The sequence below is a fragment of the Streptomyces sp. AK08-02 genome (assembly GCF_033795085.1).
GTDB classification, from domain to species: domain Bacteria; phylum Actinomycetota; class Actinomycetes; order Streptomycetales; family Streptomycetaceae; genus Streptomyces; species Streptomyces echiniscabiei.
Window position 1 is genome coordinate 282,802 of sequence record NZ_JARAZV010000002.1, and the last position, 15,022, is coordinate 297,823.

A 15,022-nucleotide genomic window follows, 5' to 3' on the forward strand; every position below is an offset into this window, starting at 1 on the left:
GGCTCGGTGGGTGTGTGCGGGTCTTGTGGCCGCTCGTGCCCACCCGGTGGGGGTGCGGGCAGGCTCTGGCTGATGCTCCGTCATGGTGCGCCTGTGTTGCCGCCCTCCCGTAGGTCCGGTGCGGACGTGCTCGGGCGCTTGGGGTTGTGGTTGTCAGGGGCGCTTGTTCAGGTACGCGCGCCAGCCGCCGTACGTCGTGATGTCCTCGGCGCCTTCCAGGGCGGCCGGTTCGCACAGGAAGCCGGACACATGGGTGCCGTCGGCGAGTTCGACTCGGCCCAGGGCCATCGGACGGGGGAGGGCGGCCAGGAAGTGGCCGAGGCCTTCGGCGGGGAGCTGCCACACCTCGGCCTCGATGGTGGCTCCGCCGGTTTCCCCGGCGCCGACGTGGACGAGACCCGGCTTCGGTGGGGTCGTGGGCAGGGCGTGCAGCCGGTAGACGGGGGCCGTTGTGGTCGTCCGCTCCAACCGGGCACCCAGGGCGAGGAGCTGACCGTTCAGCGGCTGGCCCGCGAGATGTGCGCCGACCACCGCGAGGCGGACCTCGGGCCGCACCAGACGGGCGATCGTGGCGAGCCGTTCGTCGGTGAACGCCGGGCCGATCAGCATGACGCCGAAGGGAAGGCCGTCGACCTGGCCCGCGGGCACGGCGACGGCGGCCAGGTCGAAGAGGTTGGTGGAGTTGGTGAAACGCCCCAGGCGGGCGTTGGCCCCCAGTGGGTCGGCGGCGACCTCGGCGAGAGTGGGATGGCCGGGGGCCGTCGGCAGCAGCAGGGCGTCGGCGTCGCCCAGTTCGGCCAGCGCGTCGGCCCGCAGGCCGGCCAGCCGCTCCTGGTCGGCGTAGAGCTGGTGGGCGGGGATGTCACGGGCGCGGGTGATGATGCCGGCGACGGTGGGGTCCAGGGTCGCACTCGCCTCACCTCCCTCGACCAGCAACTTGTCGACAAAGGCACCTACGGCCGTGTAGCGCTCCGCGACGAACGCGCCCTGGTACAGCATCGCGGCGGCCTCGGTGAACGGCGTGAGGTCGAGCGTACGGACGGAGACACCTGTGGCGCGCAACTGCTCCACCGCGGCCTCGTACGCCTCCGCCCAGCCCGGGTCGAGTTCGCCGAGCTGGGCGAGCGGCGCGACCGCCACGCGCCACGGGCCGGGGGCGCGCTGCGGGAGGGGCGGAAGGTCCCGGGCGGACGGTGACGCCATGTGCGCGAGGGCCTGCTCGGCCTCGGGGAGCGTACGGGCGAAGACGGTCACGCAGTCGAGGGACGCGCAGGCCGGGACGACGCCGGTGGTGGGGACGAGACCTCGGGTGGGCTTGAGGCCGACGATGCCGTTGAAGGCGGCGGGGACGCGGCCGGAGCCGGCGGTGTCGGTGCCGAGAGCGAGGTCGACGAAGCCCAGCGTCACGGCTGTCGCGGAGCCGGAGCTGGAGCCGCCGCTGATACGGGCGGGGTCGTGGGCGTTGCGGACGGCGCCGTAGGGGGAGCGGGTGCCGACCAGGCCGGTGGCGAACTGGTCGAGGTTGGTGGTGCCGAGGAGGAGGGCGCCGGCGTTCCTGAGCCGGGCGACGACCGGGGCATCGGCGTCGGGGTGGTAGGCGTAGGCCGGGCAGCCGGCGGTGGTGGGGAGGCCCCGGACGTCGATGTTGCCCTTGGCGGCGAAGAGTCTGCCGGCGAGGGGGAGATGGTCGCCTGCGGCGAGGCGGGTGTCGATGGCGCGGGCCTCGGTCTCGACGTCGGCCTGGGGGCGGAGGTCGATCCAGACCTCGGGGCGGTCCGCGGCGTCGATGCGGGCGTAGGCGAGGCGGACTCGGGTGAGGGTCGGGGTCGACATGGGGGCTCCTTGGGCGAGGGTGTGGGTGGGCGGTGAGTTGTTCGCCCCCGCCGCCGCTACCCGTCCCTTCCCTGGGGGCTGCGCCCCCAGACCCCCGCTTCGGCCTGAACGGCCTCGTCCTCAAACGCCGGACGGGCTGGAAGGAACAGGGGACGGGTAGGGGCGGCGGGGGCGAACGAACTGGACGTGCCGTCGGTCAGGTGGGTGGGGCCAGCACGATCAGGGCCGTTCCCGCCTCCACCTGGGCGCCCGGTCTGGTCAGGATCTCGTGGACGATCCCGGTTATCGGGGCGTGTATACGGGACTCCATCTTCATCGCCTCCAGGGCCAGGAGTGGCTGGCCCGCTGTCACCTCGTCGCCCGGAGACACGTTCAGCTGCCATACCGATGCGGCGAACTCGGCCTCGATGAGGTGGCCCCCGGCCGGGACCGTCACCTCGGTGGAAGGGGCCGGTGACCCCGTGTCCGCCTCCGCCCTCGTGAACTCGCCCGCCGCCTCCCAGGCGTCCCGTTCCGTCGAGAAGGCCGCGCCCTGGCGGGAGCGGAACTCCGCTGTCGACTCGGCGTTCTCCGTGAGGAACCGCTCGTACTCCGCCAGGGAGAAGACGCCCTCCTCGATGCGGGGGACGAAGCGGCCCGAGATGATGTCGGCGCGCAGGTCGAGGAGTTCGTCCGGCTCGACGGCGTACCACTTGATGCGGTCGAAGAACCGCAGCAGCCACGGTGAGCCCGGTTCGAACGCGCCGCGCTGCTGCCAGCCGGACCACACCTGGGTCGTACGACCGACGAACTGGTAGCCGCCGGGGCCCTCCATGCCGTAGACGCAGAGGTAGGCGCCGCCGATACCCACCGAGTTCTCCGCCGTCCAGGTACGGGCCGGGTTGTACTTCGTCGTGACCAGGCGGTGACGGGGGTCCAGAGGCGTGGCCACCGGAGCGCCCAGGTAGACGTCTCCCAGGCCCAGTACGAGGTACTCCGCCTCGAAGACCGTGCGGTACACGTCGTCGACCGAGTCCAGACCGTTCACTCGGCGGATGAACTCGATGTTCCACGGGCACCAGGGGGCGTCGTCGCGGACGCCCGCCATGTAGCGGGCGATGGCCTCACGGGTCGCCGGGTCGTCCCAGGAGAGGGGGAGGTGGACCGTGCGGGAGGGGACCGTGAGGTGGTCCGCGGGGGGCAGGGCTGTGGCTGTCCGCCGTATCACGGTGAGGAGTTCGGGTTGGGGGAGCACGGCCGGGTCCGCCTGGATCTGGAGGGAGCGGATACCCGGGGTCAGGTCCGTCACCCCTTCCAGGTCCAGCTCCGTCACCGCCTCCATCAGGGCGTGGACGCGCATTCGGAGCGCCAGGTCCAGTTGCATGGGCCCGAATTCGACCAGCAGGTTGTCGTCGCCGCTGCGGCGGTACGTGATGTCGCCGTCCCGGGCCAGGATGCCCCCGTCCACAATCGCGGCCCGGCCTGCGCCTGTTGTGTCCACCGGTGCGAAGCGGACCGTGTCGCCGGGGCGCAGCTGGCCCAGTTTCCAGCGTTCCGTGCTGAGGACGGTTGCCGGGCACACGAAGCCGCCGAGCGAGGGGCCGTCCGGGCCCAGCAGGACCGGCATGTCGCCCGTGTAGTCGACGGCGCCCACGGAGTACGGCGTGTCATGGATGTTGGACGGGTGCAGGCCCGCCTCACCCCCGTCGGTCCGCGCCCAGCGGGGCTTCGGGCCGACCAGTCGTACTCCCGTGCGGGCCGAGTTGAAGTGGACCTTCCAGTCGGCCGCGTAGAAGTCGTGGATGTCCTCCTCGGTGAAGAACTCCGGTGCCGCGTGCGGGCCTTCGACGGCGCCGATGTGCCAGGGGGAAGCGAATTCCGGGCGGTCGGTGGAGGGGACCGAGGTTCCCGACTCCGTCGCCGCCCCACCGTGCAGTACGTCGCCCGTGCGCAGCGCCCGGCCTCCGTGGCCGCCGAATCCGCCCAGCGTGAAGGTGGCCGCGCTGCCGAGGAAGGGCGGCACGTCCAGGCCACCGCCGGCGAACAGTACGTAGGTCCGCAGGCCCTGTTCCGTCGGGGCGCCGATCGCCAGTACGGCACCCGCCGGTACCGTCACCGGCTCCCACTGTGCGACCGGCGTTCCGTCCACGGTGACCGGCGCCGGAGCCCCTGTCACGCACACCGTGGTGGGGTGGGTGAACCTCAACGACGGTCCCTGGAGGGTGCATTCGAGGCCCGGGGCGCCCTCGGTGTTGCCCAGGGCGCGGTTGCCGAGCCGGAACGAGCGGTCGTCCATCGGGCCGCACGGAGGTACGCCCACCTGCCAGTAGCCGGTGCGGCCCGGCCAGTCCTGGACGGTGGTGAGCGTCCCGCCGGAGACGACTTCGATGCGCGGAGTCGGATCGCTCACCACGGCGAGGGTCGCCGTCGAGTGCGTCGCGGAGCGGAAGTCCTGGTTCGCCAGGGCCGCCCGCACCAGCCCGAGGTTGGTCTCGATGCCGTCGACCCGGGTGCGGGCCAGCGCCTCGTCGAGCCGGCGCAGCGCGTGCTCCCGGTCGGCGCCGTACGCGATCACCTTCGCGAGCATCGGGTCGTACGACGTGGTCACCTCGGTGCCCGTCTCCACCCAGCCGTCGATCCGCACCCCGCCCGGGAACTCGACCCGCGTCAACAGGCCCGCGCTGGGGCGGTGTTCGCGCGAGGGATCCTCCGCGTAGACACGGGCCTCGACGGCGTGACCGCGGGGTGTGCCCGGGTCCCGTACGACATCGCGCTCACCGCGGGCCAGCCTCAGCATCCAGGCGACCAGGTCGACGCCGTAGATCTCCTCCGTGACCGGGTGTTCGACCTGGAGACGGGTGTTGACCTCCAGGAAGTACGCCTCCTCGCGGGCCGCGTCGTACACGAACTCCACTGTTCCGGCGGAGCGGTAGTCGACCGAGGAGCACAACGTCTGCGCCGCGTGCGCCAGTTGGGCGCGCACGTGCGCGGGGATGCCGGGAGCCGGGGCCTCTTCCACCACCTTCTGGTTGCGGCGCTGGAGCGAGCAGTCGCGGTCGCCGAAGGTGACGACCCGGCCCTCGCCGTCACCGAAGACCTGTACCTCGACATGGCGGGCGCGTTCGACGAGCCGTTCCAGGAAGACGCCGGCCGACGAGAAGGAGGCGGCGGCGACGCGCTGCACCCTTTCCCAGGCGTCGGCGAGTTCGGCGGCCGACGCGCAGGCCGACATACCGATGCCGCCGCCCCCGCCGGTCGCCTTGAGCATCACGGGATAGCCGATGTCCGCGGCACGCGCGTACGCCTCGTCGAGGGAGGCCAGCAGTCCCGTGCCCGGTGCCAGGGGCACGCCCGCCGCCTCGGCCGCCGCCCGGGCCGTGTGCTTCGCGCCGAACAGTTCCAGCTGCCCGGGCGTCGGCCCCACGAACACGATCCCGGCGTCCTCGCAGCGCCGCGCGAAGGCCGCGTCCTCGGACAGGAAGCCGTACCCGGGATGGATCGCGCCCGCGCCCGTCTCCTTGGCCGCAGCCAGCACCAGGTCGGCGTCGAGATACGACTCCTTCGCGGGCGCCGGACCGAGCCGCACCGCCTCGTCGGCGAGCCGGACGTGCGGGGCGGAGCGGTCGGCGTCGGAGTAGACCGCGACCGTGCGCAGGCCCAACTCCTGTGCCGTACGGATGATGCGCACGGCGATCTCGCCCCGGTTGGCGACCAGCAGCGTGTCGAAGGTCATGCCGCGCCCGCCTCGGTGCCTGCCCCGGTGCCGGCCTCGGTGATGGTCATCTCCACCTCGGTCGGGTCGAAGCCGTTGCAGGGGTTGTTGATCTGGGGGCAGTTGGAGACGAGGACCAGGACATCGCGCTCGGCGCGGAGCGTGAGCGAGAGTCCCGGCGCGGAGAGGCCGTCGACGATGCCGAGCGTGCCGTCCTTCTCCACGGGCACGTTCATGTACCAGTTGATGTTGGAGACCAAGTCCCTTTTGCCCAGGCCGTGTTTGGCGCCCTCGGCGAGGAAGTTGTCCACGCACGCGTGCTGCGACCAGGTGTGGTGGCCGTACCGCAGGGTGTTCGACTCCTTGGAGCAGGCACCGCCCACCGTGTCGTGGCGGCCGACGTCGTCGGCGGTCACGGTCATCAGGGGCGTGTGCTCGTTCGACATCAGGACACTGCCTGTGGTGAGGAAGACACCGCCCTGGGCGTGGATCGTGTCGGGCGCGCTGTAGCGCACGGACGTGTCGTGGGCGTCGTACACGAGGAAGTCGACGGCCTGGTTGCCGTGCAGGTCGGTGATGGTCAGCGTCCCGCCCGCGCGGACGACGCACGACCAGGCGGCGCGGGCCGCGACGATGGCTTTCCGGACGGTCGGCGTGGTCATGCGAGCCCCCTCGCGGCAAGGAATTCGGTGGTGTTGAGGAACGCGCGGCGGCCTTCGGGCGTGGCCTCCCACAGGGGGTCGCCGGGGCGGGTCGCCTCGGTGCGCCACGCCAGCACCTCCAGCGGGGTGCTGACGTAGTCGTCGCGCGGGTCGGCGGGGTGCGGGACGTTCGCGATCAGCACCGTGAGGTCCTGCTCGGCACGCAGGGTCACACTGCCGCCCGGTCCGGCCGAGCCGGTGAAGTCGAGGGAGCCGTCCTCGCGTACCTCCACGCCCTGGAAGAACGAGAGCGAGGGCGGCAGATCGCGCGGTTGGAGGCCGTTCTTGGCCGCGGCCAGCTTGAACAGCTCGCGGCCGGCGGGGGAGGGAGACTGCGGGGTGCCGTCGCCGTACCGGTTCATGTTGCGTACGAGGGTCGAGGTGCCGCAGAGCGCGTCGTGGCGTCCGGAGGTGTCGGCGACCAGCGAGGCGAGGACACGGCCCTGGTCGGACAGGAGCAGCTGCCCCTCGCCGAGGTAGGCGTTCCACTGGACCTTGACCGTGTCGGCGACGTTCAGCCGCTCCCAGGGCCGGTCCGCGACGAACAGCAGCAGATGGGCGCAGGCGTCTCCGCGCAGGTCGGTCAGGCGCAGCTCGGTGCCGCGGGCCAGGACCCGGTGCGTGTAGTTGCCGCCTGCCACCGTCTCGGCCCACACCAGATGGCCGGCCGCGCAGGGCGGTGCGGGCCAGTCGGCGGCCGGGACGACGGGCATGGCCTCCGCCTGGGCGCCCTCCTGGGCGCGGGCGTGGTCGCGGGCTCCGTACGTGGTCGATGTCCCCATCGAGGGTCCTCCGGCTCCGAAGTCGTACTGCTTGTCGTGGTGCTTGTGCTGTCTGTCCTGCCGATCGAATTTCTGTCGCCTGACAGAAATTAGGCGGGCACCGAGACGCCGGAGTTGCCCGCGTGTTGCCACGCGGTTACCGATCGCTCACGGAGATCATCCGGCTGGGGGGTGTGCGAGGATCGAACGCATGGGAACGACGGGCGGGCCGGGCGGACGACGGGTCGGCAGACCGCGGGCCGCGCAGCGGCCGGACAGTGGGCTCGCCCCGCGGGCCGAACTGCTCACCGCGGCCGCCGAGTTGTTCACCACCCGCGGCTACGCGGCCACCACCACGCGGACCATCGCCGAGCGGGCGGGGATGCGTCAGGCGTCCATGTACCACTACGTCTCCGGCAAGGAGGAGCTGCTCGCCGAGCTCCTGGAGTCCACCGTCACGCCCTCGCTGACGTACGCCCGTGGGCTGCTGGCCGACGACGCCACCCCGGCCGAGCGTCGGTTGTGGGAGCTGTGCCGCACCGACGTCGAACTGCTCTGCGGCGGCCCCTACAACCTCGGGGGCCTCTACCTCCTCCCCGAGGTGCGTGCCGAACGCTTCGCCGGTTTCCATGCCGTCCGGGCCGAACTCAAGGACGCCTACCGGCAGTTGCTCGCCGCGACGGAGGCCGGGGGCGTGCTCGCCAAGGGTGAGCTGGAACTGCGGACGGATCTGCTCTTCGGGCTCATCGAGGGCGTCATCCTCGTGCACCGCTCCGGCACCGAGCGCCCTGTCTCCGTCTTCGCGGAAGCCGCGGCGGACGCGGCACTGCGCGTCGCCGGTATCTGAGGGCGGAGGCCGCCCCGGGCCTTCCGGGGGCCCGCGTTCACCCGTCACGGTGAGTGCTTTTCGTACGCCCATCCGTCGTTACGCAATGTGTTTGATTGCATCCGCAGTGTGCAAATGGGCCGAGGGTACTCCACTCGCAAGGGGCATTTCAGAGGCTTGCCGAATATGACACGGCGTTGATCCGGTCGGACTAAGCTCGCCCGCAGCGCACCGAGTTGGTATGTATTCGTGCGCTTGTTCCCAAAAATACCGAAGATCCAGACAGTTCCCAGACGTACCCCACAGCAAGCTCCCCCAACCCCAGCCGATTTGTCTCAGAGGGCATACATGGTGAGTGTTCAATCGCCTCCCGGCGGCCGTGAACTTCCCTACGCGCGCGTGCTGTTGCTGCCTGCCATAGCAATGGCCGGTGCGACCGGAGCCGCCGCCGCCCTGGTGACGGGGCCGGTCCGCGCCGCCGTCGGCTGGTGCGGAGCCATCGCCACGGTCCTGGTCGTCGCGGTCGCCGCCGAAGTGGTCCGCCGGGGCCGTACCGTCCGTAGCCTGCGGGCCGAGCACGCCCGTCACACCGCGTATCTGGAGCGGCGCATCGCCGCCCACGACGAGGAGTTCACCCGGTTCGGCACGGAGATCCTTCCGCACGCGCTCCATCTGCTGCGCGGCGCCGGTTCACCCTCAGGGGTGATTCGCGAACTGCGTGGACCGGACTCTCCGTACCGCGAACTCCCCGTTCCGCAGCGCAAACTGCTGGAGCGGATCCTGGAGATCATCGACCGCGAGGAGTCCATGCGGGACGGCGCGCAGCGCGCGTTCGTCAGCATCGCCCGGCGCGTTCAGGCGATCGTCCACCAGCAGGCCAACGAACTCCGGGAGATGGAGGAGGACCACGGCCGCAACCCCGAGGTCTTCGACGACCTCCTGCGCATCGACCACGGCACCGCGCTGATCGGTCGCCTCGCCGACTCCATCTCCGTGCTCGGCGGCGGCCGGCCCGGGCGCCAGTGGCCGCAGCCCGTCGCGCTGTACAGCGTGCTGCGCGGCGCGATGTCCCGGATCCTGGAGTACCGCCGTATCGACCTGAGCTCCATCGCGAAGGTCAACGTCGACGGCAACTCGGTCGAACCACTCATCCACGCCGCGGCCGAACTCCTCGACAACGCCACGCGCTACTCGCCGCCCCACACCAAGGTGCACGTCACCGCGACCGAGGTGCAGACCGGCATCGCCATCGAGATCGAGGACGCCGGCGTCAGCCTCAGCGAGGAGTCCCGCAAGCGCGCCGAGGTCATGATCGCCCGCGCCCAGGCCGGCTTCGACCTCAACGACCTCGGGGAGTCCCCGCGGCTCGGCCTCGCGGTCGTGGGGCGCCTCTGCGAGTCGTACAAGATGCAGATCTCGCTGAGGCAGTCCGCGTACGGCGGTGTCCGCGCCGTGCTGGTCGTGCCGTCCGACATGCTCACCGGCGACCCGGCGCCCGGACTCGCCCACGGGATCGGCGCCACCGCCGCACCCAAGATCGAACTCGGTGCGCTGGAAGGCCCCAAGCGCCCGCCCAAGAAGCGCCGCCCCACGACGGGCCCACGGATCCCGGCGTCGGTCTCCATGGAGGACGACGTCCCGGAGGTGACCGAGTGGACCGAGAACGGTCTGCCGCAGCGCCGCAGCCGGGTCAAGACACCGCTCAGCGAGCGGTACGCCAGGTCCAGGGCGTCCGAGGCCGCGTTGGAGGCCGACCCCGAGCTCCGCAAACTGTGGGAGCCCGAGTCGCAGAAGAAGAAAAAGGAAGAAGAGCCCCTGCCCGGCCTGTGGGTCGAGGCGTTCATGGAGGGGCTCAAGGGCGACCCGGACCCCACGGCCTTCACCAGGAACCCCGACGACCCGACGATGTTCTCCGGCCACCCGGACGACGCGGCCGACTTCACCGCCTTCCCGGGCGCCGACGACACGGCCTTCGGCGGCGGGCACCCGGACGACCGAACGGCCTTCGGCGGCCACCGGGACGACCCGAACGCCGCCAGTGCGACCAACCAGCAGCCGGCCCACGCTGAGGCCGACGACGAGGGGGACCTCAAGTGATCTCGCAGCGAGCCAACTTCGACTGGATGCTCAAGGAGCTCGCCGACGGCGTACCCGGTATCCAGCAGATCGTGGTGCTCTCCGCCGACGGTCTGCGCATCGCGCGCTACGGCGGCGACCCCGACGCCGCCGACCGTGTCGCCGCCGCCTGCGCGGGGCTGCAGAGCCTCGCCGGCGCCGTCGCGCACGAGATCCCGGACAGCGACGGCACGATGCGCATGGTCATCATCGAGGTCACCGGCGGCTACTTCTACCTGATGGCCGCCGGCCCCAACGCCTACCTCGCGGTCCTCGCCAACGTGGTCGCCGAACCCGGCAACATGAGCAACCACATGCGCGACCTCGTCGTCCGCATCGGCGCACACCTCACCAGTCCGCCCCGGCGGAACGGGCAGACCGTATGACTCCTCCACAGCGCCGACGGCGCTACCCCATCAAGCAGGAACCTCCGACCGAGCCGCTCCGGCAGAGCACGGCCACCGCGGAGGGCGAAGCAGGCCAAGAGGGCGCGGCGGGCAGGGAGGGGGAAGCCAAGGAGGGGGAGCGCAAGAACCCCGAACGGCTCTATGTGCTCACCGGCGCGGCCCAGGGCGGCGAGCGCGCCTCCCTCGACCTCGTCACGTTAATCGTGGCGTGCGCCGAGCCCCCGCCCGCCGCCCCGCCGGAGCAGTCGGCGCTGCTCCGCCTCTGCAAGGCCCCCCTGTCCGTGGCCGAGCTCTCGGCATACCTCAACCTGCCGTTCAGCGTGGTGACCGTCCTGCTCACCGAGCTGCTGACGGCCGAACTGGTCCAGGCGCGCTACCCGCTCATCCGCGAGTCGCTCGCCGACCGTTCCCTCCTCGAAGCGGTGATGCATGGACTTCAAAAGCTCTGACACCATCCCGGGCCCACGGACCGAGGACCGCCTGCCGTCAAGCACCCAGGCCGCGGTGAAGATCGTGATCGTGGGCGGATTCGGCGTGGGCAAGACGACCATGGTCGGTTCGGTGAGCGAGATCAGGCCGCTGACCACCGAAGAGACCATGACGCAGGCCGGTATCGGCGTCGACGACAACTACGGCTCCGATTCCAAGACGGCCACCACCGTGGCCATGGACTTCGGCCGCATCAGCATCACCGACCAACTGGTGCTCTACCTGTTCGGCACCCCGGGCCAGGAACGCTTCTGGTTCCTGTGGAACGGCCTGTTCGAAGGCGCCCTCGGCGCGGTCGTCCTGATCGACACCCGGCGCCTGGAAGTGAGCTTCGACGTCATAGGGCGACTGGAGGAACGGGGCGTGCCCTTCGTCATCGCCGTCAACTCATTCCCCGACGCGCCCCGTTACCCGGTCGAGGACCTGCGCTCGGCCCTCGACCTGGCCCCGGAGATCCCCATCGTCGAGTGCGACGCACGCAGGCGGGCCTCCAGCCGGGACACGCTCATGACGCTGATGCGCTTCCTGCACTCGCTGGAGATGACGAAGGCGTCCGTCTGAGCGCGGCCACCGGAGACCCCGCACACCATCAACCCTTCTGACACCGGATCCACCTCAGTTTCGGAGCGATCACCGTGACGCCTGACCCCCACTCCCCGACCGGCACGGCCGACACCGCCCTCAGCCCACCCCCCGGCTGCCCCGCCCACGGCACCGGCCCCGGCGGCCTGCGCCGGCTGTACGGCCCCGAGGCCGAGGACCTGGGAGCCGTCTACGAGAAACTCCGCGCCGAACACGGCGCGGTGGCCCCCGCACTGCTCCATGAAGACGTGCCGATCTGGGTGGTGCTGGGGCACGGCGAGAACATGCACATGGTGCGGAGCCCCTCGCAGTACAGCCGTGACCCCCGGTTGTGGACCTCACTGCAGGACGGCACGATCAAACCCGATCACCCGCTCATGCCGATCATCGCCTGGCAGCCAATGTGCAGCCACGCCGAGGGCGACGAGCATCTGAGGCTGCGCGGCGCGGTCACCGGAGCCATGTCGACCATCGACCACCGGGGCATCCGCCGTCACATCAACCGGGCGACCCAGCATCTCGTCAACAAGTTCTGCGAGGGGGGTACGGCCGATCTGGTCGGTCAGTTCGCCGAACACCTGCCGATGGCCGTCATGTGCGAGGTCCTCGGAATGCCCGACGAGTACAACGACCGGATCGTGCAGGCCGCCCGCGACCTGCTCAAGGGCACCGAGACCTCCATCGCCAGCAACGCGTACATCGTGGACGCCCTGACGCGGCTCACCGCCCGCCGCCGGACCGACCCCAAGGACGACTTCACCAGCCACCTGATCACTCACCCGGCGGACCTCAACGACGAGGAGGTGGTCCACCACCTGCGCCTCGTGCTGATCGCCGCGTACGAGAACACCGCCAACCTGCTGGCCAACGTACTGCGGGCGGTGCTCACCAACCCCGGGTTCCGCGCCCAGCTCAACGGCGGGCAGATGACGGTGCCCCAGGCGGTCGAGCAGTCCATGTGGGACGAGCCGCCGTTCAGCGCCATCCTGGGTTACTTCGCCAAGCAGGAGACCGAGCTGGGCGGCCAGCGCATCCGCAAGGGCGACGGCCTCCTCCTGGGCATCGCACCGGGCAACGTCGACCCACGCGTTCGTCCCGACCTCAAGGCCAACATGCAGGGCAACCGCTCCCACCTCGCGTTCAGTGGCGGTCCCCACGAGTGTCCGGGCCAGGACATCGGCCGCGCCATCGCTGATGTCGGCGTCGACGCGCTGCTGACCCGCCTTCCCGACATCCAACTCGACTGTGACGAGGACGAACTGGCCTGGCGGGAGTCCATCGCGAACCGGCATCTGGTGGAACTGCCGGTGAGGTTCATGCGGAGGCCCCAGCAGGACGTCACGCAGCCGCCCTCGATGAACCCTGTGCCGCCGCAGCGCACGCCGAACATGCCGGTCGGCACCGTAGAGCCGCAGCCCGCCGCTCCAGAACCGGTGACCCCGGAGCTCGCCGCACCGGAGGCGACGCCCGAACCGGCCGTTCGACCGGGGGTGTTCCGGCGCCTCCTGCGCTGGTGGCGCGGCGACTGAGCCGGCCGAATACCTGGCTACGCGGCCCAGTCCTCGTAGGACGACCAGGCCCGCAGCGTGCGCGGGCTGACGAACCGGTGCTCGCGCCCTGTGACAGGGTCGGTGAACTCCAGTACCCGCGCCAGCAGTTGGAGCGGACGCCGGAAGTCGCCGACCGCCACGGGGCCGGTCACCACGGGATAGAGGGGATCGCCGAGGATCGGCACCCCCGACGAGCTCATGTGCACCCTCAGTTGGTGTGTCTGCCCGGTACGCGGCGTCAGCCGGTACCGGGCCCGCCCGCTGTGGTGCTCCAGAACTTCGATCCGGCTGACAGCGTTGGGTTCGCCCTCGACCTCGCGGGCCGCCAGGACCCCGCTCTCCTTGACGATTCGGCTCCGCACGGTACGGGGAAGAGCCAGCTCGGGATCGTACGGTGCCACGGCCTCGTACTCCTTCGCCACCCGCTTGTCCCGGAACAGCGACTGGTACGCGCCGCGCTCCTCGGGTCGCACGACGAACAGCACCAGCCCGGCCGTCAGCCGGTCCAGCCGGTGTGCCGCGCCGAGTGCCGGGACGCCCAGTTGCTTCCGCAGCCGCGCCAAGGCCGTTTCGGCGATGTGGCTGCCGCGCGGGGTGGTGGCCAGGAAATGCGGCTTGTCGGCCACCACCACATGCTCGTCCCTGTACACGATGGCGACCTTGAACGGCACCTGCTCCTCGTCGGGCAGATCTCGGTGGAACCATACGAACATCCCCGGCACGTACGCCATGTCCCTCGGAACCGGACGGCCGTCGATGCCAACAATCCGCCCCGCGTCGAGCATCCCGTCGATCACTCCGGCCTCGGCCGCCAGCCGCGCCACGAGATGATCTCGTACAGTCGCCCACTCGTCCCCGGCCGGCAAACGCACACGTACCGGATCCACCCCGTCGCGCTGTGGCAGGGGGGAGGGCGGCGGCGGAGTGCGGCGTCTCATCACGTCGAAGCCTACGACGAGGCACTGGCGGCGAGGGAACGCTGTGGTGCGTCCGAAAAGCGTTGCGCCCTCTCTGCGCCCCATGGGGATCCGGGGTCGGCCGACGTTCCCGGAACCGTCTTTCTCCCGAACGGGTCGAGGCCGGTCGGGGACTCAGGGCGGCGGAGACTCCGGATCTTCAGGCGTGGCCGGCGTGCAGGGGAGCGGCCCGTGTACGCGGGGGACGGTGGCTTGAACCAGCCCTGCCGGGCTTGCGGTTGACTTCCGGCCCGACGTTCGGGCGCCTCCAACGGATTGCGGTCCGCTGTAGGGCGAGTCTCGTCCTGCGACTCCGACGCTTCGGTTGAGGGGGAGGCAGGTCGGCGTCCACACACTCACGGGGGCGATCACGGCAGGCGCACCGTTGACCAGGGCGCAGACGGGGTGCTGAGAAGCGCGCGTCTCGCGGGAGTAGGTACGCAGGGCGCATCTTCGGGGTGAAACGCGTAGGGCGGTTCCGGACGACCGTGTAGACGGCGTCTGTGTCCCTCGTCAGGGGCGCACGTCGTAGGCCGTGTACGCACCACTGCGTAGCGAGTGTGCTTCCGCTCAGGGCTTGTGAATGGCACAGTTGGAGAGCTCGTCCAGGTGGCACATGCTGTCTTGGAGCGGCGTGCTCTTCCTGTGGGCCGGGTGCGTGAGGTGATGTCTGTGAACCAGAGACCGACTCACGATGATGACCACCCGGCACAGCGACAGCGACAGCGTCCTGTGGTCCGCCGGATCTGGCCGGCTCGGACGAAACGGGGTCCTGCGGTGCTCGATCTGCCTTGTGAGGACGAGGTAGTGCATTCCGCGGGCGGAACCGGCTGGATCGGTGGCCGGCACTCGCTCCGATGTCCTGGACGGGACCGCGTCGGCAGCCCTGTTCGTCGGATCGGGGCCGCCGCAAGGGCGCTAGCACAGGGCCACCCTCACGGCCTTGTTGGTGGGGTCAATTCTACCGACCGCTGTAGCCGCTGCGGCCGACTTCCGGCAGATTCTCTCGGTCCACGTCGACGGCGGACCGCTCGCGGACGACTGCGGGGCTGCGGTGGCGCACGAGCCCCGTCCGTACCTTCCGAACCGCCGTGCTCATGACTTCGCACCA

The 15,022-nt window shown here is 70.7% G+C and carries 12 protein-coding genes; 6 read left to right on the forward strand and 6 right to left on the reverse strand.

What is annotated here, in order from left to right:
• Positions 1-153: 153 nt before the first annotated feature.
• The 4 genes from atzF to PV734_RS05100 all read right to left on the reverse strand — a co-directional run bounded on the left by atzF (position 154) and on the right by PV734_RS05100 (position 7,007).
• Positions 154-1,833, reverse strand: coding sequence for an allophanate hydrolase (atzF, locus tag PV734_RS05085; protein ID WP_319288843.1), 1,680 nt, complete (start codon positions 1,831-1,833; stop codon positions 154-156).
• 196 nt (positions 1,834-2,029) lie between these two features.
• Complete coding sequence (locus PV734_RS05090) at positions 2,030-5,545, reverse strand: 5-oxoprolinase/urea amidolyase family protein (RefSeq protein WP_319288844.1); 3,516 nt, start codon at positions 5,543-5,545, stop codon at positions 2,030-2,032.
• Complete coding sequence (locus tag PV734_RS05095; protein WP_319094103.1) at positions 5,542-6,186, reverse strand: urea amidolyase associated protein UAAP2; 645 nt, start codon at positions 6,184-6,186, stop codon at positions 5,542-5,544. Before PV734_RS05095 ends, PV734_RS05090 begins: the two co-directional genes overlap by 4 nt.
• Positions 6,183-7,007 (reverse strand): urea amidolyase associated protein UAAP1, encoded by an 825-nt coding sequence (locus tag PV734_RS05100; RefSeq protein WP_319094102.1) that lies wholly within the window; start codon positions 7,005-7,007, stop codon positions 6,183-6,185. Before PV734_RS05100 ends, PV734_RS05095 begins: the two co-directional genes overlap by 4 nt.
• A 190-nt stretch (positions 7,008-7,197) precedes the next feature.
• Here PV734_RS05100 and PV734_RS05105 point away from each other — a divergent pair, with 190 nt between their 5' ends.
• From PV734_RS05105 to PV734_RS05130, 6 genes are all read left to right on the forward strand, one after another.
• Positions 7,198-7,833 carry a helix-turn-helix domain-containing protein gene (locus tag PV734_RS05105; protein WP_319288845.1) on the forward strand — a complete coding sequence of 212 codons (636 nt, stop codon included), beginning with the start codon at positions 7,198-7,200 and terminating at the stop codon, positions 7,831-7,833.
• A gap of 327 nt (positions 7,834-8,160) precedes the next feature.
• Positions 8,161-9,909, forward strand: a complete 1,749-nt coding sequence (locus PV734_RS05110; RefSeq protein WP_319094100.1) for a sensor histidine kinase — start codon at positions 8,161-8,163, stop codon at positions 9,907-9,909.
• Positions 9,906-10,313 (forward strand): roadblock/LC7 domain-containing protein, encoded by a 408-nt coding sequence (locus PV734_RS05115; protein ID WP_319094099.1) that lies wholly within the window; start codon positions 9,906-9,908, stop codon positions 10,311-10,313. Before PV734_RS05110 ends, PV734_RS05115 begins: the two co-directional genes overlap by 4 nt.
• Positions 10,310-10,783 (forward strand): DUF742 domain-containing protein, encoded by a 474-nt coding sequence (locus PV734_RS05120; protein WP_319094098.1) that lies wholly within the window; start codon positions 10,310-10,312, stop codon positions 10,781-10,783. The genes PV734_RS05115 and PV734_RS05120 overlap by 4 nt, the downstream gene beginning before the upstream one ends.
• Entirely contained in the window at positions 10,764-11,384 is a 621-nt protein-coding gene (locus tag PV734_RS05125; RefSeq protein WP_006380993.1) for a GTP-binding protein, read from the forward strand. The genes PV734_RS05120 and PV734_RS05125 overlap by 20 nt, the downstream gene beginning before the upstream one ends.
• 74 nt (positions 11,385-11,458) lie before the next feature.
• Complete coding sequence (locus PV734_RS05130) at positions 11,459-12,934, forward strand: cytochrome P450 (protein WP_319094097.1); 1,476 nt, start codon at positions 11,459-11,461, stop codon at positions 12,932-12,934.
• A gap of 17 nt (positions 12,935-12,951) precedes the next feature.
• Here the strand turns inward: PV734_RS05130 and PV734_RS05135 are convergent, their stop codons facing one another.
• Together PV734_RS05135 and PV734_RS05140 are read right to left on the reverse strand one after the other, a co-directional pair.
• Positions 12,952-13,893, reverse strand: a complete 942-nt coding sequence (locus PV734_RS05135; protein WP_319094096.1) for an RluA family pseudouridine synthase — start codon at positions 13,891-13,893, stop codon at positions 12,952-12,954.
• Positions 13,894-14,872: 979 nt separating this feature from the next.
• The gene (locus tag PV734_RS05140; RefSeq protein ID WP_319094095.1) at positions 14,873-15,010 is read right to left on the reverse strand and encodes a hypothetical protein; all 138 of its coding nucleotides are present in this window, start codon (positions 15,008-15,010) and stop codon (positions 14,873-14,875) included.
• Positions 15,011-15,022: the final 12 nt, after the last annotated feature.

Bases quoted from the DNA above. Each gene is read 5' to 3' on its own strand.
- atzF (WP_319288843.1), bottom strand. From the start codon at position 1,833: ATGTCGACCCCGACCCTCACCCGAGTCCGCCTCGCCTACGCCCGCATC.
- PV734_RS05120 (WP_319094098.1), top strand. From the start codon at position 10,310: ATGACTCCTCCACAGCGCCGACGGCGCTACCCCATCAAGCAGGAACCT.
- PV734_RS05090 (WP_319288844.1), bottom strand. From the start codon at position 5,545: ATGACCTTCGACACGCTGCTGGTCGCCAACCGGGGCGAGATCGCCGTG.
- PV734_RS05125 (WP_006380993.1), top strand. From the start codon at position 10,764: ATGGACTTCAAAAGCTCTGACACCATCCCGGGCCCACGGACCGAGGAC.
- PV734_RS05095 (WP_319094103.1), bottom strand. From the start codon at position 6,186: ATGACCACGCCGACCGTCCGGAAAGCCATCGTCGCGGCCCGCGCCGCC.
- PV734_RS05110 (WP_319094100.1), top strand. From the start codon at position 8,161: ATGGTGAGTGTTCAATCGCCTCCCGGCGGCCGTGAACTTCCCTACGCG.
- PV734_RS05105 (WP_319288845.1), top strand. From the start codon at position 7,198: ATGGGAACGACGGGCGGGCCGGGCGGACGACGGGTCGGCAGACCGCGG.
- PV734_RS05100 (WP_319094102.1), bottom strand. From the start codon at position 7,007: ATGGGGACATCGACCACGTACGGAGCCCGCGACCACGCCCGCGCCCAG.
- PV734_RS05135 (WP_319094096.1), bottom strand. From the start codon at position 13,893: ATGAGACGCCGCACTCCGCCGCCGCCCTCCCCCCTGCCACAGCGCGAC.
- PV734_RS05140 (WP_319094095.1), bottom strand. From the start codon at position 15,010: ATGAGCACGGCGGTTCGGAAGGTACGGACGGGGCTCGTGCGCCACCGC.